29 protein-coding genes and 1 riboswitch are annotated in these 26,324 nt (G+C 39.8%); of the genes, 9 read left to right on the forward strand and 20 right to left on the reverse strand.

Features of this window, described 5'->3' with window-relative positions; genetic code table 11:
* Window position 1: 1 nt before the first annotated feature.
* Both CSV77_RS05420 and CSV77_RS05425 read left to right on the forward strand, forming a co-directional pair.
* Window positions 2-562, forward strand: coding sequence for an SCO family protein (locus CSV77_RS05420; protein ID WP_099672580.1), 561 nt, complete (start codon window positions 2-4; stop codon window positions 560-562).
* A gap of 65 nt (window positions 563-627) precedes the next feature.
* Window positions 628-993 (forward strand): hypothetical protein, encoded by a 366-nt coding sequence (locus tag CSV77_RS05425; protein ID WP_143560705.1) that lies wholly within the window; start codon window positions 628-630, stop codon window positions 991-993.
* A gap of 15 nt (window positions 994-1,008) precedes the next feature.
* Here CSV77_RS05425 and rlmN read toward each other — a convergent pair whose 3' ends face one another.
* The 11 genes from rlmN to hisZ all read right to left on the reverse strand — a co-directional run bounded on the left by rlmN (window position 1,009) and on the right by hisZ (window position 11,203).
* Window positions 1,009-2,085, reverse strand: coding sequence for a dual-specificity RNA methyltransferase RlmN (gene rlmN, locus CSV77_RS05430; RefSeq protein WP_099631452.1), 1,077 nt, complete (start codon window positions 2,083-2,085; stop codon window positions 1,009-1,011).
* Between the two features lie 85 nt (window positions 2,086-2,170).
* Window positions 2,171-2,347: a hypothetical protein gene (locus CSV77_RS16870; protein WP_158231552.1), complete on the reverse strand. Its 177-nt coding sequence runs from the start codon at window positions 2,345-2,347 to the stop codon at window positions 2,171-2,173.
* A 97-nt stretch (window positions 2,348-2,444) separates the two neighbouring features.
* Window positions 2,445-3,797: a cyclic 2,3-diphosphoglycerate synthase gene (locus tag CSV77_RS05435; RefSeq protein WP_099672581.1), complete on the reverse strand. Its 1,353-nt coding sequence runs from the start codon at window positions 3,795-3,797 to the stop codon at window positions 2,445-2,447.
* A gap of 218 nt (window positions 3,798-4,015) precedes the next feature.
* Window positions 4,016-5,077: a histidinol-phosphate transaminase gene (hisC, locus tag CSV77_RS05440; protein WP_099672582.1), complete on the reverse strand. Its 1,062-nt coding sequence runs from the start codon at window positions 5,075-5,077 to the stop codon at window positions 4,016-4,018.
* The gene (hisIE, locus tag CSV77_RS05445) at window positions 5,070-5,720 is read right to left on the reverse strand and encodes a bifunctional phosphoribosyl-AMP cyclohydrolase/phosphoribosyl-ATP diphosphatase HisIE (RefSeq protein WP_099672583.1); all 651 of its coding nucleotides are present in this window, start codon (window positions 5,718-5,720) and stop codon (window positions 5,070-5,072) included. The genes hisC and hisIE overlap by 8 nt, the downstream gene beginning before the upstream one ends.
* Window positions 5,713-6,477, reverse strand: coding sequence for an imidazole glycerol phosphate synthase subunit HisF (gene hisF / locus CSV77_RS05450; RefSeq protein ID WP_099672584.1), 765 nt, complete (start codon window positions 6,475-6,477; stop codon window positions 5,713-5,715). Before hisF ends, hisIE begins: the two co-directional genes overlap by 8 nt.
* Entirely contained in the window at window positions 6,464-7,189 is a 726-nt protein-coding gene (gene hisA / locus CSV77_RS05455; RefSeq protein ID WP_099631447.1) for a 1-(5-phosphoribosyl)-5-[(5-phosphoribosylamino)methylideneamino]imidazole-4-carboxamide isomerase, read from the reverse strand. The genes hisF and hisA overlap by 14 nt, the downstream gene beginning before the upstream one ends.
* Window positions 7,190-7,486: 297 nt before the next feature.
* Window positions 7,487-8,071 carry an imidazoleglycerol-phosphate dehydratase HisB gene (hisB, locus tag CSV77_RS05460; RefSeq protein ID WP_099672585.1) on the reverse strand — a complete coding sequence of 195 codons (585 nt, stop codon included), beginning with the start codon at window positions 8,069-8,071 and terminating at the stop codon, window positions 7,487-7,489.
* Window positions 8,053-9,351 (reverse strand): histidinol dehydrogenase, encoded by a 1,299-nt coding sequence (gene hisD, locus CSV77_RS05465; RefSeq protein WP_099672586.1) that lies wholly within the window; start codon window positions 9,349-9,351, stop codon window positions 8,053-8,055. The genes hisB and hisD overlap by 19 nt, the downstream gene beginning before the upstream one ends.
* Window positions 9,348-9,983, reverse strand: coding sequence for an ATP phosphoribosyltransferase (gene hisG, locus CSV77_RS05470; protein ID WP_099631444.1), 636 nt, complete (start codon window positions 9,981-9,983; stop codon window positions 9,348-9,350). The genes hisD and hisG overlap by 4 nt, the downstream gene beginning before the upstream one ends.
* Window positions 9,971-11,203, reverse strand: a complete 1,233-nt coding sequence (hisZ, locus tag CSV77_RS05475; RefSeq protein ID WP_158231551.1) for an ATP phosphoribosyltransferase regulatory subunit — start codon at window positions 11,201-11,203, stop codon at window positions 9,971-9,973. Before hisZ ends, hisG begins: the two co-directional genes overlap by 13 nt.
* Window positions 11,204-11,358: 155 nt before the next feature.
* Here hisZ and CSV77_RS05480 point away from each other — a divergent pair, with 155 nt between their 5' ends.
* Complete coding sequence (locus CSV77_RS05480) at window positions 11,359-12,153, forward strand: histidinol-phosphatase HisJ family protein (RefSeq protein WP_099672588.1); 795 nt, start codon at window positions 11,359-11,361, stop codon at window positions 12,151-12,153.
* A gap of 57 nt (window positions 12,154-12,210) precedes the next feature.
* Here CSV77_RS05480 and CSV77_RS05485 read toward each other — a convergent pair whose 3' ends face one another.
* From CSV77_RS05485 to gdhA, 3 genes are all read right to left on the reverse strand, one after another.
* A complete protein-coding gene (locus tag CSV77_RS05485; RefSeq protein ID WP_099672589.1) occupies window positions 12,211-12,786 on the reverse strand; it encodes a YdcF family protein in 576 nt (191 codons plus the stop codon).
* Window positions 12,787-12,885: 99 nt separating this feature from the next.
* Complete coding sequence (locus CSV77_RS05490) at window positions 12,886-14,097, reverse strand: argininosuccinate synthase (RefSeq protein WP_099672590.1); 1,212 nt, start codon at window positions 14,095-14,097, stop codon at window positions 12,886-12,888.
* A gap of 362 nt (window positions 14,098-14,459) precedes the next feature.
* A complete protein-coding gene (gene gdhA, locus CSV77_RS05495; RefSeq protein ID WP_099636817.1) occupies window positions 14,460-15,842 on the reverse strand; it encodes an NADP-specific glutamate dehydrogenase in 1,383 nt (460 codons plus the stop codon).
* Window positions 15,843-16,223: 381 nt separating this feature from the next.
* Here gdhA and CSV77_RS16990 point away from each other — a divergent pair, with 381 nt between their 5' ends.
* Complete coding sequence (locus CSV77_RS16990; RefSeq protein ID WP_199171272.1) at window positions 16,224-16,367, forward strand: hypothetical protein; 144 nt, start codon at window positions 16,224-16,226, stop codon at window positions 16,365-16,367.
* 50 nt (window positions 16,368-16,417) lie between these two features.
* On the opposite strand, the gene CSV77_RS05500 is transcribed toward CSV77_RS16990, so the two are convergent.
* Entirely contained in the window at window positions 16,418-17,701 is a 1,284-nt protein-coding gene (locus CSV77_RS05500; protein WP_099672591.1) for a LysM peptidoglycan-binding domain-containing protein, read from the reverse strand.
* 153 nt (window positions 17,702-17,854) lie between these two features.
* Here CSV77_RS05500 and CSV77_RS05505 point away from each other — a divergent pair, with 153 nt between their 5' ends.
* Entirely contained in the window at window positions 17,855-18,484 is a 630-nt protein-coding gene (locus tag CSV77_RS05505) for a spore coat protein (protein WP_369802733.1), read from the forward strand.
* Between the two features lie 100 nt (window positions 18,485-18,584).
* On the forward strand, window positions 18,585-19,244 hold the full coding sequence (locus tag CSV77_RS05510; protein ID WP_099672592.1) for an HAD family hydrolase: 660 nt from the start codon (window positions 18,585-18,587) through the stop codon (window positions 19,242-19,244).
* 39 nt (window positions 19,245-19,283) lie between these two features.
* On the opposite strand, the gene CSV77_RS05515 is transcribed toward CSV77_RS05510, so the two are convergent.
* Entirely contained in the window at window positions 19,284-19,988 is a 705-nt protein-coding gene (locus CSV77_RS05515; protein WP_369802737.1) for a YetF domain-containing protein, read from the reverse strand.
* A gap of 66 nt (window positions 19,989-20,054) precedes the next feature.
* A complete protein-coding gene (gene metA / locus CSV77_RS05520; RefSeq protein WP_099636814.1) occupies window positions 20,055-20,963 on the reverse strand; it encodes a homoserine O-acetyltransferase MetA in 909 nt (302 codons plus the stop codon).
* A 93-nt stretch (window positions 20,964-21,056) separates the two neighbouring features.
* Window positions 21,057-21,163, reverse strand: a riboswitch (SAM riboswitch).
* Window positions 21,164-21,313: 150 nt separating this feature from the next.
* On the opposite strand from metA, the gene CSV77_RS05525 reads away from it, so the two are divergent.
* Window positions 21,314-21,583, forward strand: a complete 270-nt coding sequence (locus CSV77_RS05525; protein ID WP_099672593.1) for an AbrB/MazE/SpoVT family DNA-binding domain-containing protein — start codon at window positions 21,314-21,316, stop codon at window positions 21,581-21,583.
* Between the two features lie 123 nt (window positions 21,584-21,706).
* Here the strand turns inward: CSV77_RS05525 and CSV77_RS05530 are convergent, their stop codons facing one another.
* A complete protein-coding gene (locus CSV77_RS05530) occupies window positions 21,707-22,021 on the reverse strand; it encodes a thioredoxin family protein (RefSeq protein ID WP_099631434.1) in 315 nt (104 codons plus the stop codon).
* A gap of 618 nt (window positions 22,022-22,639) precedes the next feature.
* Here CSV77_RS05530 and serA point away from each other — a divergent pair.
* Window positions 22,640-24,226 carry a phosphoglycerate dehydrogenase gene (gene serA, locus CSV77_RS05535; RefSeq protein ID WP_099672594.1) on the forward strand — a complete coding sequence of 529 codons (1,587 nt, stop codon included), beginning with the start codon at window positions 22,640-22,642 and terminating at the stop codon, window positions 24,224-24,226.
* A gap of 43 nt (window positions 24,227-24,269) precedes the next feature.
* Here serA and CSV77_RS05540 read toward each other — a convergent pair whose 3' ends face one another.
* Entirely contained in the window at window positions 24,270-24,716 is a 447-nt protein-coding gene (locus CSV77_RS05540) for a small multi-drug export protein (RefSeq protein WP_099672595.1), read from the reverse strand.
* A gap of 67 nt (window positions 24,717-24,783) precedes the next feature.
* Window positions 24,784-25,578, reverse strand: a complete 795-nt coding sequence (locus CSV77_RS05545; protein WP_099672596.1) for an HAD family hydrolase — start codon at window positions 25,576-25,578, stop codon at window positions 24,784-24,786.
* Window positions 25,579-25,754: 176 nt separating this feature from the next.
* Between CSV77_RS05545 and thpR the strand changes: the two genes are divergently transcribed.
* Window positions 25,755-26,303, forward strand: coding sequence for an RNA 2',3'-cyclic phosphodiesterase (thpR, locus tag CSV77_RS05550; protein ID WP_158231550.1), 549 nt, complete (start codon window positions 25,755-25,757; stop codon window positions 26,301-26,303).
* The last annotated feature ends 21 nt before the right edge of the window (window positions 26,304-26,324 follow it).

Raw genomic sequence — 26,324 nt, forward strand, 5'->3', positions numbered from 1 at the left:
GTTGAAACGTTTGATTCCTTTTATGTTGATCCTCATAGTATTCGTCAGTGGTTGCAGTGAACCACTTGAGCGTGGGAAACAAGTTCGTGAATTCACCTTTACGGATCAACATAATCAACCATTTAATTCTAAATATCTATCTGGTTCGCCCTGGATTGCAGACTTCATCTTCACGAATTGTACAACAGTATGTCCGACATTAACGAGTGAGATGGCAGATCTACAAGCTGAATTGAAAGATCGGGACATCGAAATGAACTTCATTTCGTTTTCTGTCGACCCTAATACCGATACACCTGCAGTATTGAAAGACTATATCGCAAACTTCACGGATGATGAATCCAACTGGCATTTGCTGACAGGCTACACACAACTAGAATTTGAAGCATTTGCACGTGAAGAGTTCCAGACTTTTGTGCTGAAACATGAATCTTCCACTCAAGTTGTCCATGGCACAAATTTTTATCTAATGGATTCAGAAGGCTATATGATGAAGGAATATAATTTCTCAAATGAATCTTATAAAGAAGAATTATTGGCTGATTTAAAACGCATGAAATAATAGTCGGAGGGCGTGACGTATTTCTTCGAATCCGCTATACTAGGATAGGAAAGCAGGTGTACGTGTTGGATCCTCGTTATTGGAAAGCCGGTTTTTTTACTGCATTGATTTCATTTGTTCTACTCATTTTAGGCGTACGGACAGTACTTGGACATGACCTAGTCGTCAATAATTATTTGACGTTTGCAGTGTTCGGTCTTATGGTCGGCATTGTCAGCTCCCTCTTATTATTCTATGAGCTATCCATTGCATTTAAAATGTTCATGGTCGTTCTTGTTCTAGCATTTGCTGAAATGTTCCGCAGCTTCCTAATGATGGATAATGAATTCTCGGAAGCAATCGGAATTTTATCTTTATTCATTATTTCATCTTTCGGACTAGCAATCTCCATTATTGTACAGTTTATTGTAAAATTAGCTCGCAAAAACTAAAAACCGGTTGGAGAATTATTCTCCGACCGGTTGTTTTTTTACTTTCTTGATTTGTTTACTTCTCAATTGACCACATGCTGCATCGATATCCGTACCGTTCTCAAGACGTACTCCACAGTTGATGCCTTTACGTTTAAGTGCTTCGTAAAACGATTTAATGGCCTCGGGTTCACTGCGTTGATACTGACCGTGCTCGTCTACCGGATTATAAGGAATCAAATTGACATAAGACAAGTGACGTTTATCAGCCAACAGCCTGCCTAGTTCTTCCGCCTCTTTTACATGATCATTCACATCGCGCAGTAAAATGTATTCGAATGTGATTCGACGATTAGTAGTTTCTAAATAATAGTTAATGGAATCCATTAGTTTCTCTATCGGGAATGCTTTGTTAATTTTCATGATAGATGAGCGTAACTCATTATTAGGTGCGTGTAATGAAACAGCTAAATTAATCTGAATGTTTTCATCCGCAAAGTCTTTAATTTTCTCAGTCAAACCACTTGTGGAAACGGTGATATGACGCGCACCAATAGAGAGACCTTTTTGATCGTTGACAATATGCAAGAAATTCATCAAATTCGCATAGTTATCGAATGGTTCGCCGATTCCCATGACAACGATATGACTGACACGCTCGTCTTCACCTTTGCCGTCCAGATGCTCTTGAACTTTCATGATTTGACCAACAATTTCCCCTGCGCTTAAATCACGATTTTTACGCAATAAACCACTTGCGCAAAAACTGCATCCGATATTACATCCTACCTGTGTCGTCACACACACAGAATAGCCATAAGGGAATTTCATTAAAACCGTTTCAATCAAGTTGCCATCTTCCATTTTAAAGAGAAACTTCACTGTGCCGTCTTGTGATACTTGCTTGACATTTTGTTCAAGTGTTTGGATCGAGAAGTTCTCATCCAACAAGTCTCGCGCTTCTTGATTGATATTTTTCATTTCATCAAAGGACAGTACACGTTTCTTGTAGAGCCAGTCCCATACTTGGGCTGCTCGGAATTTCTGTTGTCCGTTTTCTATGAAGAAGTTTGTCAATTGTTCAATTGTCAAACCATATATGGATTTTTTCATGTGATTTCTAGCCTCATTTCAAAATTGCAATCTTGTTATTATACTACAAGTTTGCAGTAAAAGGAACAACTGATTAGATTTATAATCATTTTTGCTGAACGTCTTTGTCCGTTCTAAGCTTCATGAAAAATGATAATAGGTTCAATGCTGCGAGTACGACAAAAAAGATCCCCATACCGGTATGTCCTGTAGCGATTCGATCATATGCAAAGTATGCCATCACCACGCCAATGACAAGATCGATAATTTTTGAATTAAACAAGTTCCTACCCCCTTACTGTCCTATTCGTAGTATAGCAGAAAAAAGCACCTGCAACCGAATTTCCATCCGGTGCAAGTGCTCGATAAGCTATCTTTTCTTACACATTTGTCGTAGTAAGTTTATGCTTTTTGATGAAGTCTGTTAGTACTGTTTCAAGATTTGGGGTTCCGATTTCATCCAAATCATAATAGACACGTGTGCATGGCTTGTTTATATTAATGACTCGTGACAGGTCCATAGGTGTACCAATAATGACTGCATCTACATCAGCTGCATTGATCGTCGCTTCCAAATCTTTTAACTGTTCTTCGCCGTAGCCCATTGCTGGTAAAATATTTTCGATGTGCTGATACTTATCAAAAGTTGTGATTAAGCTTCCTACTGCAAATGGACGTGGGTCAACAATTTCAGCTGCACCAAGACGCTGTGCTGCAATTACACCTGCACCCAGTTTCATTTCACCGTGAGTCAATGTCGGACCATCTTCAACAATTAGCACGCGCTTGCCTTTGATGATTTCAGGATTATCAACAGAAATTTTTGATTCCGCTTTAATAATTGTACTGTTTGGTGCTGCAAATTTAATATTGTTTTCAACCGTTTGAATTGCTTTTTCCGATGCACTATCAATTTTGTTGATAATAGACACATCTGTTGTACGCAAGCATACTTCACCTGGGTAGTATTTCAATTCATGGCCTGGACGGTGTGGATCGAGAACTGTGATCGCCAAGTCTGGCTCGTAGAATGAAAAGTCATTGTTCCCGCCATCCCAAAGGATTACGTCACAGCCGTCTGGATCATTTTCAGCAGCATCCAGAATATCCTGGTAATCTACCCCTGCATAGATGATATTTCCACGGTCAACGTGCGGCTCATATTCTTCCATTTCTTCAATCGTACATTTATGTTTTTTGAAATCTTCTACCGTTGCATAACGCTGCACACGTTGTTCAGCCAAGTCGCCATAAGGCATTGGATGACGAACAGCTACTACTTTCAAATCATGCTCAAGCAATGTTTCGATAATTTTACGGGATGTTTGGCTCTTCCCTGTTCCCGTTCTAACCGCACAAACAGAAATAACTGGTTTATTACTTTTAATCATCGTTGCTTTTGATCCAAGGAGTGTAAAATTAGCACCTGCCGAGTTCACAATTGCACCAATTCCCATAACCTTTTCGTAGCTTAAGTCACTATATGAGAAAACACATTCATCTACTTCTAGTTCTTTGATTAACTCAGGTAGCTGATCTTGTGAATAAATAGGAATTCCTTCAGGATACAATTCACCAGCTAATTCACTTGGATATTTACGTCCATCGATATCCGGGATTTGCGTAGCTGTAAATGCCACGACATTGTATTCTTCTTTACCACGGTAGTATGTATTAAAATTGTGGAAGTCTCTTCCTGCCGCACCAATAATGATTATATTTTTAGTTTTCATAAATTTATCTCTCCAATCAAGCTTCTTTTTATTATTATAAGTCAAAGTGTATAAAAATACAATAGAAAATATTAAAAATACATGCATTTGTATACATATACATCTTTCATTTGTCATGTATTGTCGCAAAAGCTACTATAGCAACCATCTATGCATCTTTCTATACATTTACGACAAGAAAAAGCCATTCAGTATCGAATGGCTTTTGATCAATTTATTCATCTAGTAAGTTGCTTAAGCACTTCAAACAGCGTATTCATCTGATCGTCTGTACCGATCGAAATACGTAAATAATCACGAATATCCGCTTGGTCGAAGTGACGGACTAAAATTCCACGATCTTTTAATTGTTGATACAACACTTTTGCGTCCTTGTGTAAAGGCTTAACGAAGACGAAGTTTGCATCGGATGGGAGAACTTCAAAGCCTAACTCTTTTAAAGTATGGACTGTAGATTCACGTGTGCGAATGATTTTATTTGTACTTTCCGAGAAGTATGCATGATCAACAAATGCAGCGGTAGCCCCCGCCATAGCTAAGCGATCAATTGTGTATGAGTTGAAGGAATCTTTGATTCGCGTCAATCCTGCTATCAATTCGGGTTGTCCAAGTGCGAATCCGACACGCAATCCTGCTAGTGCACGAGATTTAGATGTGGTTTGAACCACAAGTAAATTTGGATAGTGGTCAATCAGTTTCATCGCAGACGGACCTGCAAAGTCTATATATGCTTCATCGATAATGACTACTTGATCCTGATTATTTTGCAAAATATCTTCGATTACATCTAACTCAGCATAAATACTTGTCGGCGCATTTGGGTTTGGCAGAATGACGCCGCCTGGTGAATTATAGAACTGCTTTTTGGGTAATGTGAAATCAGCATTTAATGGAACTTTTTCGAATGATATATTAAATAGCTTGGAATAGACCGGATAAAAACTATAGCTAATTTCCGGAAACCTAATTGGTTTTCCTGGCTCGAAAAATGCCATGAATGAAAATGCCAGTACTTCGTCAGAGCCATTACCTACAAAGACATGGTCTTTTGTCAGTCCATATGTCTCCGCTATCGCGTGACGTAATGGATCTACTGTTGGTGAAGGGTAGCGTTGCAATGTGTTGCCGTTTAACTCCTCTTGAATCGCCTCTAATACTTTTGGGCTTGGTGGATACGGGTTTTCATTCGTATTTAATTTAATGATATCTGGCTGATTCAACTGCTCACCCGGAACATAAGGTTCTGTACGGCGTGCAACTGTGCTCAGAAATCTACTCATTGCGTAGCACTTCCTTTTTCGGTCTTCTTTCACGTAGCACTTGTTGAACATCCGTTAGATCAACGTCAAGAATATTCATCAATACAAGCGTATGGTAGACCAGATCTGCAATTTCATTGGATACTTCTTCTTTATCTGCATTTTTTGCACCGATTACGACTTCCGTAGATTCCTCTCCGACTTTTTTCAACACTTTGTCAATACCTTCATTGAATAAATACGTCGTATACGAGCCATCTATCGGATTGGCTTTGCGATCTGCGATTTCGTCAATTACTTCATAGACGACTTCACGTAATGATTCTTCTTTTTCCATTGCTGTTGTGAAGAAGCATGTTTTTTCGCCCGTGTGACAAGCAGGACCTTGTGGAGTAACTTGGATCAGTAATGTATCTTGATCGCAATCTACAGAAATACGTTGCACTTGCTGTGTATTTCCGGATGTTGCGCCTTTATTCCAAAGTTCCTGTCTCGAACGGCTATAAAACCAAGTTTCATTTGTTTCTAACGTCTTTTCAATTGAATCCTTGTTCATATAAGCAAGCATTAGGACTTCCCCTGTGCGATCGTCTTGTACAATCGCTGGGATTAGACCTTTGTCGTCAAATTTTAATGCATGGATGTCTAGTGTCATTTTAGTCATTCCTAACTGCGATATTTTCTTCTGCTAAGTAATTTTTCAAGTCTCGAATATTGATTTCATTGAAGTGGAATACGGATGCGGCTAGGGCTGCATCTGCTTGTCCTACCGTAAGTACATCTTTAAAGTGTTCAGGTTTTCCTGCACCACCACTTGCGATGATTGGAATATTAACAGCTTCAGCCATAGCGCGGTTGAGTGCAAGATTATATCCGTCTTTCACTCCATCTTGGTCCACACTATTGACGACCAGCTCACCTGCGCCAAGTGCTTCCATTTTCTTCGCCCATTCGATTGCATCGATCCCTGTCTCTTCCATACCGCCTTTTGCATAAACGGACCACTTGTTTTCGCCTTCTTGACGAACATCCATCGATAACATCACACGCTCCGATCCGTATTTATCCGCTACTTCTTTGATTAGTTCCGGATTCGTCAAAGCTGCACTATTGATAGATATCTTATTCCCACCCAATTCAAATACTTTGTCCACATCTTGGAGTGTACGAATTCCTCCGCCTACGATGAATGGAATCGGCACTTCTTTTGCAATTTCTTCAATTAAATCAAGGAACATACCACGGTTTTTCGTGGATGCAGAAATGTCATAGAATACGAGTTCATCAGCGCCGTCTGCAACATACTTTTTTGCTAATGTAAGAGGATCTGCCACTTCCTGAACGTCTAAAAATTTCTTTCCTTTTACAACTTTACGATTATCTACGTCTAAACACGGAATGATCTTTTTAGTTGTTGACATGACTGTCGTCCTCCAATAGTTTTTTTAAGGATAAATTGCCTTCGTATAATGCTTTCCCGATAATAGCACCGTACATGTCTTCTGCTGCGAGTTTCTTAATGTCCTCTTCTGTAGATACACCACCTGATGCGATAATATCGATTGAAGATGCGTCATCCATAATTTTCAGTTCTTCAAAGTTTGGTCCCTGAAGCATGCCGTCTTTCATGATATCCGTATAGACAACTGTTCTAACGCCAATTTCTGCTAAGTCCTGTAATAAATCAACTGCTTTGACGTCACTTGTTTCCGTCCAACCGTCTGTTGCGACTAAGCCGTTACGTGCGTCGATGGAGACAGCAATTTTGTCACCGTACTTTTCAACGGCCTTTTTCAAAAATTCAGGATCTTGGATAGCTGCCGTACCGATAATGACACGTGCAACGCCGTTTTCGATATGTGAGTCGACAATGTCCATATTGCGAATTCCGCCGCCTACTTGAACGGGGATACTGACTGCTTTTGCGATGGCTTCGATGGCTTTTTTGTTGGCGGAGTTTCCTGTTTTTGCGCCGTCTAAGTCTACGACATGGATGTATTCGGCTCCTTGGTTTTGCCACTCTTGTGCCATGTTTGTTGGCGAGTCGTTATAGATTATTTCTTGTGCGTAGTCACCTTGAATGAGCCGTACACATTTGCCGTCTCTAATGTCGATTGCTGGGAATAAAATCATCAACTAGTCCTCCTATAAAATGAAGTAAGCATAAAAAACTCATTGGCGCCGTTGATCTGCGTTCCAGGCGGACGCGTTCGGGAGGGCCCGCGGTGAGCCAACCAGGTCGCAAGTGCAAAGATATGCTCCTAACGCTTCGCTTTTACTCGCAAAAGCCGTTCTTCGTGACGGCTCTCGCTCCCTTTGGTTGTCTCACCTGTCGAGCTGATCCCCCCCGAGTCGCCGCCTGTAACGAAGATCAACTAGTAAATTGTTATTACTGTTAATTTACAGCAAATATCAAACCTTAAAAATCTATTACAAAGACCCTTTAGTAGAAGGTATGCCTTTTACGTCTGGGTTGATGGTGCTGGCTACTCGTAGGGCGCGGCCGAAGCTTTTGAATACGGATTCTATAATGTGGTGTGTATTTTTTCCGTAGTTCAAGTTGATGTGTAATGTGATTTTGGCGTTGTTTGTAAATGCTAGGAAGAATTCTTCGACTAGTTCTGTGTCGAATTCGCCTACTTTGTCTTTCATTCCGTCTACGTTAAATACAAGGAATGAACGGCCACTGATGTCGATGGATGCTGTGGATAGTGCTTCGTCCATTGGTGTGGAAACTAACGCAAAGCGTTCTATTCCTTCTTTTGTGCCGATGCATTGGTTGAATAATTGGCCTAGAACAATACCAACGTCTTCTACGGAATGGTGTTGGTCCACTTCAACATCGCCATCACATGTTACGGATAAATCAAAGCGTCCGTGTTTTGCGAATGCCGTTAGCATATGGTCGAAAAATCCAACACCCGTGTTGATATTCGTCTTTCCCGTACCGTCTAACGAAAATTCCATTTCAATAGATGTTTCGCCTGTCTTACGTGTTAATTGTTGTTTTCGCATTCGTATCCTGCCTTTCGTACGTTAATCGAGTTGGCATGTCCTGTTAATTGTTCGGCATTTGCTAATGTAATGATGTCATCTGCCACTTCTAACAATGCGTTCTCAGAATAGTAGATAATACTCGACTTTTTCATGAAATCATATACGCCTAATGGGGAAGAAAACGCTGCTGTTCCACTCGTCGGCAATGTATGATTCGGTCCAGCCATATAGTCACCCAATGCTTCAGGGGAGTGCTGGCCTAGGAAAATAGCTCCTGCGTTTCGTATAGCAGCCAAGTGCTCCATAGGATGATCAATCATTAGCTCCAAATGTTCTGGTGCTAAACGGTTCACCGTATCAAATGCTTCTTGTAGTGAATCGACTACAATGATACGTCCAAAGTGTTCTATAGATTGTGCTGCAATTTCCTTGCGGTCAAGTTCAGCTAGCTGACGTTCAACTTCTTTTGAAAGCTCGGTCGCAAATACCTCGCTCGTCGTGATACAAACTGCCGCCGCACGCTCATCGTGCTCTGCTTGAGATAGTAAATCTGCTGCTGCATAAACAGGATTTGTATTGGCATCGGCTACGACACAAATTTCACTTGGTCCAGCAATCATATCGATTGCTACATCACCGAACACCCACTTTTTCGCTCTCGCAACGTATGCATTTCCAGGTCCAGTGATTTTAACGACCTTTTTAATTGTCTCTGTTCCGTATGCTAGGGCAGCTATTGCTTGTGCTCCACCTACTTTAAAAATTCGATCGACTCCCGCTTCTTTCGCTGCTACTAAAACGTGAGGATTAATCTTGCCGTCACGTTGTGGGGGTGTCACCATGGAAATTCGTCCGACTCCCGCAATTTTAGCCGGTAATGCATTCATTAAGACCGTCGACGGATAGGCGGCTTTTCCGCCCGGGACGTACAATCCAACACTGTCGATTGGTGTTACTTTCTGACCGAGCATGATGCCTTCATTCGGATTTAAAAACCATGATTGCTCTTTTTGTGCTTCGTGATAAGTCGTGATTCGCTCTTTTGCTGCACGCAATGCGCGGTAGAAATCTTCTGTAACTGCTTGTTCTGCTTCAGTGATTTCTTCTTCTGTGACGATCAAGCGGTCAAGCTTCACTCCGTCAAAACGTTCAGTGAAATCCAGTAATGCTTCGTCGCCTTCAGAACGAACTTTGTCAATGATGGATAAGACATTGCGATCAAACTCCAAATCCGTTTGATTAGAGTCATCTCGTTCTAGTAGTTCTTCTATGAATTCAGCCCCACGAATGATCTTCATGAACGCACCTCCAAACCTTCCTTCATGTCTTTGATGAATTGCTGGATATCTTCAGTTTTCGTAGCATAACTTGCCTTGTTGACTATTAATCGTGCACTGACATCCGCCATCTCCTGCAAGACAACGAGGCCATTTTCTTTTAATGTTGTACCCGTTTCGACGATATCGACAATGACATCTGACATGCCAATCAATGGTGCGAGTTCAATCGATCCATTTAATTTGATCATTTCAGTACGAATACCTTTTTTGTCGAAAAACTCTTTCGCAACTAATGGATATTTTGAAGCAACTGTTAGAAATGGTATGTTTTCAATTGGTGTATCGGGATATCCCGCTACCGCAAGCTTACAACGTCCAATTCCTAAATCCAGTAATTCATAGACATCACGTGGATCTTCCATCATGACATCTTTTCCAACAATCCCTACGTCAGCTGCGCCTTTTTCAACGTACACTGGAACGTCTACTGCTTTGACAAAAATGAGTTTAATCTTTTGCTTGTCGTCATAAATGACGAGCTTCCGACTTTCATCAGTGAATTCTGAAAAATGTACATCTGATTTCTCAAGAAACTTCATCGCACGTTCTGCCGTTCGTCCTTTTGCCATCGCCACTGTTAGATAATCCATTCAGGTACCCCTTTCTTGCTTGCGATAAAATCAAGCAATTGTTTGAAATCGATGAACTCTTTTGTCTCTTCTTGATCTACTAGTTTATTTTGCTGTTCTGTTAATTGAATCGTGTAGAGACTGTCTGACTGGTGTTTTGCATCAATCATAGATTTAGAAATGACACGATAGTCACGCTCTCTTAACTCATTCGTTATATCGATTGCGTATTTAATACGGCTTTCTTCATATAATACAGTCACGTCGATGCTATATCGTTCCTTCTGACCTTTATTGGATGAAGCTTTGACTAATGATTCGATTTCACATGCAAAACCAATTGCCGGTAATTTCATGCCAAACTCTTCACTTAATGCATCATAGCGTCCACCCATTAATACCGGCTTGCCAAAATTCTCTACATAGCCTTGGAAAATGATGCCTGAGTAATACCCCATATGATTGATCAAGCCAAGATCGATGACGATATGCTTCTTCAATCCATATAATTCGACGATATCGCACGTTTTTTGTAAATAGTTGATTGCCTCTTGCGCCGATTCACTAACCTGTAAGTTTTGTAGTTTTTCAAACACTACTTCAGGTGCACCGTATAATAGAGGTAATTGCTCGAGTACTTCTTTAACGGAAGGATCAATTGACAACCGCTGTAGGAATGGACCTATTTCTACGACGTTTTTTGCTTGAATCAACGTCTTGAGTTCAGCTGTTTGTTCTGCTGTGATATTGGAATCCGCGATCAATTCATTGAAGAATCCTGCATAACCAATTTCAATTTTCACATCTGTAAAACCTACGTCTCGTAATGCGTGACATGCAAGCATGATCGTTTCAGCATCCGATGCCGGTGAACTCTTGCAATAGAACTCGACCCCTGCCTGCGTTTTACCGATTCGTTCACTTTCCTGGAATGTCTGTCTAAAGACTTCCTGCACATAATAATAACGCATTTCTTCAGGTAAATTATCATGCAACTGAACGAGTTGCTGTGTCAATGGTATCGTAACGTCCGGTCGTAAAACGAGTACTTCACCGGTATAGTCAATTACTTTGATCATTTCATTTTGATTAATTGAGGTACGTACATTGGAATACAGATCATATTGTTCAAATGCGGATGTTTTAATGCGTTTATAGCCATATGTAGTGAATCGTTTTCCTAATATGCCGATGATCTTTTCATGCTTTTCATGTTCGTTTCCAAGAATTTCAGAATACAAGATATCTTCTACCGCCTTCCATGAGTAAAATATACTTCACTGCTTTACCACGCTAAAGTTAATTATTACTATAATGGTTTTGTAGAGCGTTGTCAACTGTTAGAAGCAGCGTTCATCTGCTACAATATGTACTATAGAAAAGGAGACTGGAAACTATGTTTGATTACCATATGCACAGCGCATTTTCAGCGGATTGTGAAATCCCCATGGAAGAGATGGCCAAAGCTTCTTTAGCTAAAGGCCTTACTGAAATCTGTTTCACCGATCACATTGATTATGAATATCCGGATGAAACCATTCATTTCGATTTTGACAAACTCGACTATGCACAAAAGATTCTTCAATTAAATGAACAATTCAATGGCCAACTGAAGATTAAAAAAGGTGTTGAAATCGGCTTGCAGCCTGATCTATTACATCTTTACGAAGAACTGATGGACGGGCATGAATTTGATTTCGTCATTTGTTCACTACACACAGTCGAAAATAAGTCCTTACACTATCGCGAGTTATTTGAAGATCGTTCGACAGAGGCAGCTTTTGAGACGTATTATAAAGAACTATTATATTGTGTTCAGCATTATAAGCGTTACAGCGTGCTTGGACACGCAGATTTAATTAAACGCTATACCGATCAGCCGCCAGCTCATTTATTTCATGACTATTTAGAAAAGATCTTCAATACTATTATACCAGAAGGTAAAGGGATCGAACTGAATACTTCGGGAACTCGCTACGGATTGCCGCATAATATGCCAAGTGAAGATATATTGCGTTTATATAAACAATGTGGAGGTGAAATCATTACACTTGGTTCCGATGCGCATAGAACAACAGAAATTGCACATGAGTTTAAGGAATCTATAGAGTTATTTCAGTCCATTGGTTTTAACTATTTGGCTACATTTACAGAAGGCCAGCCAGAATTCCATAAAATTTCTTCCTTGTAAGAGGAAAAGTGACGAGAACTTCTTTGGAGTTTCGTCACTTTTTATTTGGGAATATCACTATCGTCTGAATAGCCATGTTTTTAACAAAGCCAAACGCTCTCGAATTAATACTTTTGCTTTTATGGATTCAGGCGTCTTTGCTGCAACAACATCAGACTCCCATCCTATCTGTCTTGCAAGAAACCTCGCTCTAGCCAAGTGATAGTCACTGCTGATGATAGTCACTCCCGCCACTTCAGGTATGATATTCTGACTGAATTGAAGATTCTCATTTGTGGAGGTAGATTGATCTTCCATAACTAAGCGTTCTTTCGCAATTCCATGTTGTTGTAAAAAGCGATACATTGCCTCAGCTTCGCTAATGTCTTCGTCTTTTCCTTGTCCGCCTGCAAGAACCAACTGTACATGCGGGAATTGCGTAGCATACTCCACAGCGCTCTCCAATCGGTAACGCAATGACAGCGAAGGAACTTCTCCGTTCACTTTGGCCCCTAGAATAATTGCATAGTCATATTTTCCATTCGCTTTCATCTGTTGTGCTTGTTTTATTCTTTCTCCTGGTAACATCCAAAACATCCCCAGTCCCGCAATGATTAAAACTGCCAGTACGATGATCCTCCATAATTTCTTCATTCGTTCACCCCCTGCTATATTCATAAGACGGAGATGAATGTAAAGTAGTTCCAAAAAAGAGCAGCGAACCTTTTGGCCACACTGCTCTCACTATCTATTTTAAAGCTTCTTCACGATTTGCTTTTTATTGACCATACTATGCATCTCAGTAGGTAATCCCCATAGCTTAATGAAACCGACCGCTGCGGCTTGATCAAATTCATCATCAGATGTATAAGTCGCTAATTTCTCATTATATAGGGAATTAGGAGATTTACGACCCTCTACTATTACATGACCTTTAAACAACTTCACACGAACTACACCGTTGACGTATTGCTGTGTCTCTTTAATGAACGCCTCTAGTGCATTACGTAAAGGAGAGAACCAAAGACCGTTGTAAATCAACTCACCAAGTTTTTGTGAAATGATGGGTTTGAAGTGTGCTAATTCTTTCACAAGCGTTAAATCTTCAAGTTCCTTATGTGCTTTCAACAACGTAATAGCTCCTGGAGCTTCATATACTTCACGGGATTTGATACCGACTAAACGATTTTCTACATGATCGATACGACCCACCCCATGTTTGCCAGCCACTTCATTCAACTTTGTAATCAATTCACTTAATATATACTTTTCCCCATCAATCGTAACCGGAACACCTTGTTCAAAGCCAATCTCGATAATATCAGCAGTATCGGGTGCATTTTCAATGGAAACCGTTAAACCAAATGCGTCCTCTGGAGGTGTTGCCCATGGGTCTTCTAAAATTCCACATTCATTTGCACGTCCCCATAAGTTTTGGTCCACTGAGTATGGATTATCCAGGTCAATTGGAATCGGAATATGATGTTCTTGTGCATAATGAATTTCTTCTTCACGTGACCAGCTCCATGAACGTACAGGCGCTACGACTTCAAGCGTTGGATCTAGCGACTTGATCGCTACTTCAAAACGTACTTGGTCATTTCCTTTTCCGGTGCATCCATGAGCTACTGCCGTCGCTTGTTCTTGATGTGCAATTTCCACTAACTTTTTGGAAATGAGCGGACGGGATAAGGCAGAGACAAGTGGATATTTATTCTCATAATATGTTTGAGCTTGTAATGAAAGAAGGACGAAATCCTGTGCGAATTCTTCGCGGGCATCTATAACATAGCTACTGACTGCGCCTACCGTAAGAGCCTTTTCCTTAATGAAGGTAAGATCTTTCCCTTCACCGACATCTAAGCAAACCGCAATGACGCTATATCCTTGATCCGTTAACCATTGAATTGCAACGGAAGTGTCTAAACCGCCTGAATAGGCTAAAACGACTTTTTTCTTTTCCATGGGTAAATCCCCTCTCATTGAAGCGAGTGTATGTTTATTCAACTAAGTGTATTTTTATAATAACATATTTTAGTTGAAACGCAATAAAAAAGTATAAAAAACGAGGCTGGGACATAACTTAAAAAACAGTCCGTTCCCCTACGCTACAAAAGGCGCGCTTGAGCCTCCTCGTCGCTGGCGCACCTGCGGGGTCTCAACATTCGCGCTGAATCCCGCAGGAGTCGGCCTTTTTCCGCTTCAGTACACTCTTGATTACTAACTAATTAAACTTTATAAATAAGTTTCAGTGAATTAAAAAAGGTATGAAGGTGTCTTCTCCTTCATACCTTTTGAGGTTTTGTCCCAGCCTCGTTCTATATTACTTATCTAATTCCGTGCGCAACCATTGCATCGGCTACTCTTAGGAAGCCTGCTACGTTGGCGCCCATTACTAGATTGCCTGGTTTACCATAGTCCACTGCTGCAGTACTACAGTCTTTATAGATGTTCTGCATTACTTCTTTCAAGTGCATATCTACTTGTTCTTCTGACCATGATAGGCGTTGACTGTTCTGAGACATTTCCATAGCAGACACGGCTACACCGCCAGCATTGGCAGCTTTCGCTGGTGCGAATAATACATTATGCTCTTGAAAAATTTCAATCGCTTCAATTGTACAAGGCATATTTGCGCCTTCACCGACCGCTTTTACACCATTTGCGATCAGCATATGAGCTGCAATTTCATCGATTTCATTCTGTGTGGCACACGGTAATGCAATATCACATGGAATAGACCAAATTTCTGTGCAATCAGCATGATACTCGGCATCAATATGTTCTTTCGTATATTCCCAAATACGTTTATTGCCGTACTCTTTTAGCTCCTTCACCAAGTCAAGATCAATTCCGTTCTTGTCATAGATATAGCCATCAGAATCACTACATGCCACAACTTTCGCTCCGAGCTGCATTGCTTTTTCCATTGCATATGTCGAAACATTACCTGAACCTGAAACTACAACAGTCTGACCTTCCAATGAAAGATTATTTTCTTTTAGCATTTCATCTACAAAGTATACTGTACCATAACCAGTTGCTTCTTTCCGACCAAGACTTCCACCGTGATCAGGATTTTTCCCAGTTAAAATACCTGCTTCATAGCCACCTTTAATCCGATTGTATTGACCAAACAGATAGCCGATTTCACGTTTACCTACACCAATATCGCCTGCTGGCACGTCAATGTCCGGTCCAATATGTCTGCTAAGTTCTGTCATGAAACTTTGTGTAAAGCGCATGACTTCACGATCAGATTTACCCTTCGGATCGAAATCAGAGCCACCTTTACCCGCTCCGATTGGTTGACCTGTCAAGGCATTTTTGAAAATTTGTTCGAAAGCGAGGAATTTCATAATACTATTATTAACAGATGGGTGGAAACGAAGTCCGCCCTTATAAGGTCCGAGGTCACTATTAAACTGAACGCGGAAACCTCTATTTACCTGTACCTTGCCCTTATCGTCTTCCCACGCTACACGGAAGGAAATGATTCTTTCCGGCTCTGTGATGCGTTCTAGTATTCCGTTTTCCATAAATTCGGGATGCTTAGCAAAGACAGGACGAAGAGAATCAAAAATCTCTCTTGTCGCTTGTAGAAATTCCTTTTCATCCGGATTCCTTTTCTTCACCAATTCATATACATTATGAACGTAATCATTTGCTCGTTTGCGATTATTATATTCTACCTCATCAATCTTTGTCATTTGCGATCATCCCTTTCCCTAGGTATTAATTAAAAAAACTGTCGACTGACCAGTCACTCATTTACTCAGTGGCTATAATTTAATATACTTATATGATTAAAGAGTAAATTCTATTAGATAAATTGAATTTTAATTGTTCTAAATATTTCTTTGTATTCCAATATTATCACTGAAAAGATAGTAAGTTACAAGATTTTTTTATAATATCTGTGTTTTGACTTAACTTTTGTGTCAATTTTATGTACTATCTTTAACTTTATCATTTACAATCGCGTGAGTTCGGAGTATTATTAAACTATTCAAACAAACTATGTGGGGTTATAAATGTAAGCGCATACACATACTAGTGAGAACAATACGAAAAGAAAGAGGCGAAGCGTTATGACAAAGAAAACAAGTACAATTCGATCAATCTTGGGAGCGAACCTACTCCTGATCATGACTTTTGCTTTCCTACCTGCTTTACTCGTAAATCCAGATATGGAGATGTTCCAAAGCGCAATGAAATTGTTAACTAACGAGTGAGAACTCATATGACAGAGCCTTTCCTTTTTCTTTAGGAAAGGCTCTTATATTTATCGCTTACGAATTGTAAATCGATCGTCTAATAATAGCCAGTTTTGTGGGAATGCTAAGCCAAGTTTCCAATACATGATTCCCCGCAACTTGAATCTCTTCAGCAAGTTAAACTTCTCGTTGATGCTTCGTGCATCTTCAAACCACACCTCATGTTCGGTTCCTTGTTCATCGTAATACGTATAATGCGGCGCTTGAGCTAGGGCGTCGTATTCAATTGCAACATTCTGCTCAATTGCCAGATTAGTAGCGGCACGCGGGCTTAATGCTCTGGCAGCTTTACTGTCCGATTGACCAAATGGGGCTATCCAATCATAGCCGTATAAATTCTGACCTAAAAAAATTTTTTCATTCGGGATTTGACTAACTGCATATTCTACTACTCTTGTGACCGGACCAATTGGGCTAACAGCCTGTGGTGCACTATACGTATATCCCCATTCATAGGTCATCAATACAACGAAATCTACAATTTCTCCATGCACTTTATAATCATGAGCGCCATAAATACCTGTCGTGACTTCCCCGGCTTTTGGTGCAAGTGCTGTGGAAATCGTAAGGCCTGCTTTATGGATTTGATCGCGTGCATTGCGTAATAATTGATTATATAATTCCCGATCTTCCGGGAATAATAACTCAAAATCGAAGTGAATATCGCCATAGCCGATCTCTTTTGCTATATCAATCGCACTTTGAATCATTCGGTTTTGCACTGCCTGATCTGTAAAAATAACATGCGCTAATTCCGCACTGAATGTAAAGTCTTCTAAATTCGTCAGAACTAGCAAATTTACAACACCTGCGTTTTTTGCGATAGTAGGAATATCTGCTAGAGCTGGTGCTTTGAGTGATCCGTCACGTTGTACTTCATAACTGAACATCGCGAGATACGTAAGACCATCCACACGTTCTCGAACTTCCGAGAGCATATCTTGACTGACTGGATTACGCGGTTCTACATATAATAATGAATCAATCATCGTTTTCACTTCTTGTGGTATATATAGACGCTGACCAATCATTAACGGTCTCGTCGGGTTGATTGCATTAATTTCTGCCAATCGCGCAACTGTTAGACCATACCTTTGTGCAATTGTATAGAGACTATCACCGGGTCGCACCCAGTAATACGAACCTATTATCGGAATGACAAGCGCTTGTCCTACAGCCAATCGTATATCGCTTTCTAATTCATTAACTTCTGCTATTTGCTCGTATGGCACACCATATATTTTACCAATTTTATATAAACTCTCCCCTTGCGAAACTACATGAATCTGCATGTATCTCCACTACCCTTCCTGAGTTCTATCCTTATGATATGATGGCGCGTTGCGAACTATGCATGGGACATCAATACAATTTCATGTGCATAAGATTTCGATCACTTCACATACTAATCTCGATGTACATGACTATTGAAGGAGGAAAAACATTTGACAAATCAATTCGAAACGTCTCAACACATGCAAGGCGGACAAGTTCCCCCATCGATGAATCACGGTGGACATGAGTTATTTGATGTTAAAGAGGTATTAAGCGCGTCAGTCGGAGCATTGAACCAAGCGATGATTTTACGTCCACATGTCCAGGATCCGGAACTTTTGGATATTCTCGATCGACAATACCGATTCATGCTGGATGAGTATAATATCCTTGTCGAAAGTTTCAAGACAGGCAAAGATCCCTCACATCCTACACAACGCTATCAAATGAAGGCAGGCAGCGACTTCATTTATGGTATGAAAGAAAAGGCACCTACTAAGCCAATTCAATCTACAGGTGAAATCAATGATGAAATCATCTCCGGCTTTTTGTTGGGTGCTACAAAAGAAGGCGCTACAGGCAAAACGGCTGCTTCATTAGAAGTATGTAATCCAGTCGTTCGCCGTGTGCTTGCAGATTCCGTACCCAACTGTATAGAAATGGCATACGAGTTGTCCATTTACCAAAACAAACATCACTATTATCAAGTTCCACAATTAAATGATCAGGATATGAATATGTTGCTTAATTCTTTTGCGCCTTCGCAAGGTCAACCGGGTATGCCCAACAACCTACAATAAGTAATAAATCAAGCAGATGGAGTTTTCTCCATCTGCTTTTTGCTTTTACACTCGTTATATTTGTATACTATGAAGAAGAACAGAATGGAGGAGTGTTTATATGAGGGTTGCGATCTTTGATTTTGATGGTACGTTGTACACTAAAGAAACCTTTAAATTACTCATGGAGCATTTAAAGAATCATCCTACATACAAGCAGTATTATAAAAATTTTTACCGTTCGATATTACCACTATATATTCGCTATAAATTAAAATTACTACCCGAATCTATTATGAAAGAGCGCTCAATGCGCCTTTATCTACAAGCCCTGGATTCATTGACGATGACAGAACTACATGAGTTTTTCAAAAGTATGCATAATAAAATGATGCCTGACTTCAATGAACAAGTCATTAATCGACTGACAGAACATCGAAAGGAAGGTTACCATGTCCTACTCGTTTCTGGTGCTTATACTCCTTTTTTAAAAGCAGTCACTAGTCACCTGACATTTGATCAAGTTATTGGTACAGACATCCCTTCTATTGGTGAAAAGATTGCAATGGATCGGCCATTCCTACATATTCAAGGTACACGTAAAAACGAACAAATTTACCAAGCCCTACAAGGAATAACTGTTGACTGGGACAATAGCTTCGCATATGGAGACAGCATTTCCGACCTTCCAGTCTTAGAGAAGGTTGGGTGCCCAGTAGCAGTTCGTCCAGATGAAAAACTTACCGTTGTAGCAAAAAAAAGAAATTGGGAAATCTTATAAAAAACGTGAAAAGTCCTGATTGAATCAGGGCTCTTCACGTCAAGTCGATTTTAATGTATTAATATATAAACTACCATCTGTCTGAATTTCTGCATAGAGAACATGCTCTGGCTTGGAAATCCCTTGTTTTTTTAGCTGTTCAGTTAGCCACGTGTCGGTTAATTGAAGTTCTCTCATATTTTTCTCTTCTACTATCCCGTTAGTAATAATTTCAGTCGGAATATATTTTGGCGGTGGTGCTGGTGCTTTGACATCTTTCTTTGTAGCATATTTCTCACTTGCATTCAGCATGACACTTAAATTACCATTCGTTTCGAATATCGCGTAATTGACATCTTTCATCGAAAATACCGACTGCTCCCGTAGCATCATATTTATATCATTGAAACTCAACCGTAATTTACGCATGGAACCTTCCAAAATCTTTCCGTTTTGAATGACAATCATCGGTTTATCATCGAGTAATACGCGGAGTTTAATGGATTTGAATGATAAGAAATTGGCAATAATTGTCAACGTCGCCCACAAAACCATTCCATATAAGCCGTTCAAGAATGGCGTTTCAGACTCTCCCGCTAAATTGGCCGCAATTGAACCGATTGTTATACCTGTCACATAATGAAAGAAAGTCAATTGGGACACTTGTTTTTTCCCCATAAAACGCGCCAATATCAACAGCACAACAAATGAGATCACCGTTCGCATAGTCATTTCCCAAAAGGATAATTGCCAAAATTCATCTATGTTCACTGCATACACCTCCAGTAGTCGGAGTATGTGCAAACTATAGAGGTTTATACACTAATTACTTTAATTCCAGTTATAAGGAGTTTTCTGGTAGACATAGTAATTGAGCCAATTGGAGAATAATAAATGCGTGTGGGAACGCCAAGTATTTATAGGTTCTTTGGATGGATCATCGTTCGGATAATAATTTACAGGCATATCAATGTCCGCACCTTTTTCTAAATCGCGGGCATATTCATCTCCTAATGTGTGTGCATCATACTCTAAATGTCCAGTTACCATAATATGTTTTGCATCATTTGAGATCACAATGAATGCACCAGCCTCTTCAGAAGCAGAAAGTAGAGTCAAATCGGGATGATTCTTTATCTCTTCTAATGAAACTCCGGTATGGCGTGAGTGTGGCGCTACATATACATCATTGAATCCACGTGCCAAGTTTACTGTCGGATCGGTAATATCATGTGAGAATACTCCAAAACATTTCTTTGGCAACTCGAACTTTTCAATTCCGTAGTGATGATAAAGAGCCGCTTGAGCACCCCAGCAAATATGGAGGACAGATGTAACATTCGTTTTTGTCCATTCCATGATTTCTTCCAACTCCCTCCAATAGACTACATCTTCAAATTGTAGAAGTTCGATTGGAGCACCCGTGATAATCATGCCATCAAAACGGCGATTTTTCACATGTTCAAAAGTGGTATAGAACGTTTCTAAATGATTCTGACTGACGTTTTTCGAAACATAGCTAGCTGTATTAAGAAATGTGACATTCACTTGTAAAGGTGTATTACCAAGTAATCGGAGCAATTGTAACTCCGTCTTCTCTTTTTCAGGCATCAAGTTCAAAATTAAAATATTGATTGGGCGGATATCCTGTGTTGTCGCACGTTCTTCATCCATAATAAAGATTTTTTCTTCTTTCAATAATTCTACTGCAGGTAAATGTTTTGGTATATTAATCGGCATTCTATTTCCCCCTTGACTTTCATTTATTACAATTTCTATACAAAAAAGCCCTCATTTCTCTTAGATAAGAAAAGGAGGGTTGACCGTTCACCGTTCTTATCTCTCAAGACAACAATCTTGTTGGAGGTAGCACCTTCCTGTATGCACAGAGGTTGCTGAAGCTTCATCAGGCCAAATCCCTCAGCTTCTCTTGATAAGAAATATTTAATTACTGACTATTATAGCATTAATAAATTAATTGTATAGCAGAATTATCAAATTGTTCTGCGCATTTAAGTTTTGTAAATTGTAGATGATATGTTTTGGTGTATAATAGAAATTACCCACTACTTTTCTTCGAGGAGGAGCTTATGAAGTCTTTAGGTATTGTTCGTAAAGTGGATCATCTCGGTAGAATTGTTATTCCAAAAGAACTTCGAAATTCTTTGTCGATCGATAAGGGCGACCCGATTGAAATTTTCGTAGAAGACGATAGAATTATTTTGAGAAAATATCAGATCAACAGAGCGTGTTTTATCACGGGTGATGTGATGGATGAAAACAAACTATTGTCAAACGGAATATATATCAGTCCAAAAGGCGCTAAAATCCTTATGGAACAACTAAAAGATTTCACGTAATACACGACATAAAAGCTTCTTGTAGCTAATTTCCTTATATAAAAAGGACCGAAAACAACTTCTGCAGTTGTCTTCAGTCCTTTTGTTTAATTGCCACATATCTTCCCGCCGGCAACCATTCCATTACGTTAAGCTATTAATAAACTCTTCGATCTCTTCCTTAGTTTTACGATTCTTACTGACAAAACGACCTGTCTCCGTTCCTTCGCTGAATGCTACGAAGCTAGGAATACCGAATATATCCAACTGACTGCATAAATCTATAAATTCATCACGATCAATTGTAACAAATTCATACTCTGCAAATTCTGTTTCCAATGTCGGCAAGAATGGTTCAATTACTCTGCAATCTGCACACCAATCTGCAGTGAATAAGAAAATCACCTTCTCCTCTTGTTTAAGTTGCTCAAATTGCTCAAGAGATTCTAACTTTTTCAATTTCCAACACTCCTCTAAATGAATAGTATACGCACACTATAACACTTATTCCTGCATTTCTTCCTTTCAGACGACTTATGCTATTTCCTTTCACTTGGTTAAATTCAAGATGTTTTTTTATAATTAACTCCCAAAACACGAACGTTCACAAATAATTCAATAATACCGTTCGCGTTTAACAGTTTTTCGTTTTTTCTGGAAAAGCAATTGACAATAGTTTTTGACGTGTTATGATTAATTCTAAATTAATAGTTGCTAAACAATTTTGACGAAGACATACCTTCCTGAAAAGAATTTTCCAGAGAGCTGACACAGTGGTGAAAGTTAGCAAATTCCGAGGTTGGGGGCACTTCCGAATTGATTCGCTGAACATTTTAGTAGGCTGATCCGTCACATGCACGTTACGCATGCTGAATGAAGGCTGCAATTGCAGCAAAACAAGGGTGGTACCGCGTTAGTTTATTGAGCTTTTCGCCCCTTACTTATATGTAAGGGATGAAAGGCTTTTTTATTTTACCTATAAGGGGGGTAGCGCGCAACTTACATAGACGATCAATTGTACTTAGCTTTTCCAACAAAAAAATCCACTACAAACAATTGAAGGAGAGAATGAATATCATGGCTTTTAAAATACTTATTAGTGATCCACTTAGCGAAGACGGAATTTTCCCATTACGACAGGCAGAAGGTTTTGAAATAGTAATGGAGACGGACCTGACACCAGATCAGCTGAAAGAACGTATTAAGGATTTCGATGCATTACTAGTACGCAGTCAGACAACAGTTACAAAAGAATTGTTGGAAGCAGCTGATCAATTAAAGATCATTGGTCGTGCAGGTGTAGGAGTCGATAATATCGATTTGGACGCAGCTACCGAAAAAGGAATTATCGTTGTGAATGCGCCGGATGGCAATACAAACTCTGCAGCCGAGCACACAGTTGCAATGATGATGTCCATGGCACGCAAAATCCCTCAAGCTTTCAACTCGTTAAAAAACAATAAATGGGATAGAAAATCATTCCTTGGCGTGGAATTGAAAGACAAAACTTTGGGAATTATTGGACTTGGCCGCATCGGGGCTGAAGTTGCAAGACGTGCAAGAGGACAACGTATGAATGTAGTGGCGTATGACCCCTACTTAACGGAAGATATCGCGAAAAAATTGGGCATAGAAATTGGAACTGTAGATGAAGTGCTTGAAGTAGCTGATTTCATTACAGTTCATACGCCTTTACTTAAAGAAACACGTAGAATGATCAACAAAGAAGCATTCGAGAAAATGAAAGACGGCGTACAAATTATCAACTGTGCACGCGGTGGAATCATTGATGAAGATGCTTTATACGATGCAATTGTTGCTGGTAAAGTGGCGGGCGCGGCACTGGATGTGTTCGAAGAAGAACCATTCCTTGACCACAAATTATTGACATTACCTGAAGTAATAGCAACTCCACACTTGGGTGCAAGTACATTCGAAGCACAAGAATCGGTTGCAGTTGACGTAAGCCGTGACGTAGTAAACTTCTTGACAATTGGTTCGGTTCGTAACCCAGTAAACTTGCCATCTGTTTCCCGTGATGTATTGGCAAAAATCGAACCATTCTTCGATCTTACAGAGAAGTTGGGTATGTTCTTATCCCAAATTCAGAACTCGGTTATCCATGAAATCAATATTCAATATGCTGGTGAATTGGCAAACTACGATGTGCGCGCATTAACACGTAACACAGTCAAAGGTATTTTGAAGCGTAATCTCGGAGAAACAGTTAATGATGTAAACGCGAAGTTATTGGCTGATCGTTATGGCATCAAAGTGAATGAGCAAAAAACAACTACTGGTAAAGGCTTCTTGAACTTAATCTCAGTAGAAATCGTTACTGAAAAAGGTATTCGCAAAGTTGCAGGTACACTTCTAAACGGCCTTGGAGCACGCATTGTAAAAGTGGACGATTATGTAGTAGATGTGATTCCAAGCGGTCACTTACTATTTATCCGACACATGGACCAGCCTGGTGCAATCGGTCGCGTAGGTACACTTCTAGCAGAAGAGAATATCAATATTGCAGCGATGCAAGTAGGACGTTCCACTGAAGGCGGATATGCTATTATGATGTTAGCTGTTGACAACCACGTCGAGTCAACTTCTATCAAACGTATCAAAGAAGTTCAAAATATAAACGATGCAAAAGCAATCGATTTATAAAAATATGAAAATCCAGCTGAGAAGTAAATTTCAGCTGGATTTTTTATGTACGATCGACAAAAAAATCAAATCCCATAACCGTTAGCATTCCGAACACTACACACCATAGCGCAATACTGATCGCAGACCAAATTGCCGTATTCACTTTCTTGGCGCCTAATACGAGGCCGATAAAGGCCGCGATATGGGTTCCAATCAATATTGGACCAGCAAGTGCTAAAACCGGCAATCCGTATGTATTCATAATTTTTTCTGCACGTCGTTGGCGTTTCGAACCGCTATTCCCCTTCTTTCGCTTTCTACGTGCTATCCATTCTTTAATATTTTGGAAACCAACAATCAATAGAAGAACTGTTGCCATATTGCCAGCAAATGAAAGAACTATCACCCATATAGGCGATAGACCCCGAATAATACCTAACGGAATGACAATCATAATTTCGATACATGGAATGGCCGCTCCCAAAAACACCATGATATATTCCAGCATGATATACCTCCTTGCTGTACAAACAGTGAAACATGAGTGGACAAGGATCAAAACCGATGAGATCAACTCATCGGTTTTCTAATGTGACCAGTATAGGAAAAAGACCATGTAAATTATCGATTTCATACGTAGGTTTCACTTCTTCATTCTGTAACTTATTTTCACGATTAATCCATACATTACGCATACCGACACGACTTGAACCCAAAATGTCCGTCATCAAGTTATCACCAATCATCAACGCTTCATCTGCTTGAACCCCACTTAACTCAAGAACATGCTTGAATATAGAAGCATCAGGCTTTCCTTTACCAAATGCACCAGAAACGATAATATTATCAAAGTAACCAGGTATCTCTGGTGAGATCGTCAGTTTAATCTGTTGTAAACTTGGTGAACCGTTTGTCAAAAGGATTAACTGATAGTTGTCCTTCAATTTATCTAACACTTCAAACGTCTCTTCATATATATATGGATGATTCTTACGCTCTCTTGGAAATACATCAGCTAATTCCCTACCAAATGTTTCATCATCAATCCCTAGTTTCTTCAACCCTTTAACCCATGCTTCCTTTTGGTAACCTGGAATAACCTCTTTCATTTTCTGAAACTCTTCCCCTTCGTCGTCAAAGACACCCCATAATCCTTCAAAAGGATTAATTCCGATATTTTGAGTATGTGGAAATGTTTCATATGTAGCATACAAATCTCTTGCTTCCTGGCGCACTGCATGCTCAAGTTCTACTGGATTGACCCCTGTTTTCTTTGTTGCATACTCACAAGTTTTTTGAAAAGCCATGGAAATACTCTTGGCATCCCATATCAATGTATCATCCAGATCAAAAATCAACGTTTTAATCATCGTGACATCCCCTTTGCAATTGTAATAATTCAGTTATATCTCCCTCTTATTATACACATTACTTATGTGTTTTGTTAGTGGGTTACCTAAACTGCAAGCCATACGCAGATTTTTTATGCTAGTATGCATATATTTCAGGGAGTGAGGGAACCTATTGAATAGGAGGTGAGCTGGAATTGGTACAACATTATTTTATCGGCATCTCTATTGCTCATCCTGTCGATGATATAGCACAACAATTTCGCACAGAATATCAATTGAACGAGAAGTACAAAGTAATTCCACATGATAAGGATTTGCATTTGACCCTTCGCTATATTGGAGAGCTTGATGACACCAAACTCCCCTGGCTGAAATCCTGTCTACAAAAAATCGCCAAATCGCATACAGAATTCACGGTGTACGTAAAAGGTCTATCATTTTTCGGATCTGCAAGTGGACCACGTGTTGTTTTTCTAGCAGTTCAGGATTCCGAGTCTTTACGCGAACTACAAAAGCAAATCACTAGACGTACAGAGGATATACTTGACTTGGAAAGAGATACTCGCTTCGTTCCACACATCACGATAGCTAAAAAACGGAAGACTACAGATAAAATGCAATTAGAAAAAAAGTCTATTGAACCTGTTCCCATCATAATAGAGGGTTTTACCCTATTTAAGATTCACCCTAAAGCAACTCCCTCCTATGAGGCCATCGCGCATTTCCCATTAAAAAAGAGTTGATTGCCAACTGCGCAATCAACT

This window comes from Sporosarcina sp. P16b (assembly GCF_002743065.1).
GTDB lineage: Bacteria > Bacillota > Bacilli > Bacillales_A > Planococcaceae > Sporosarcina.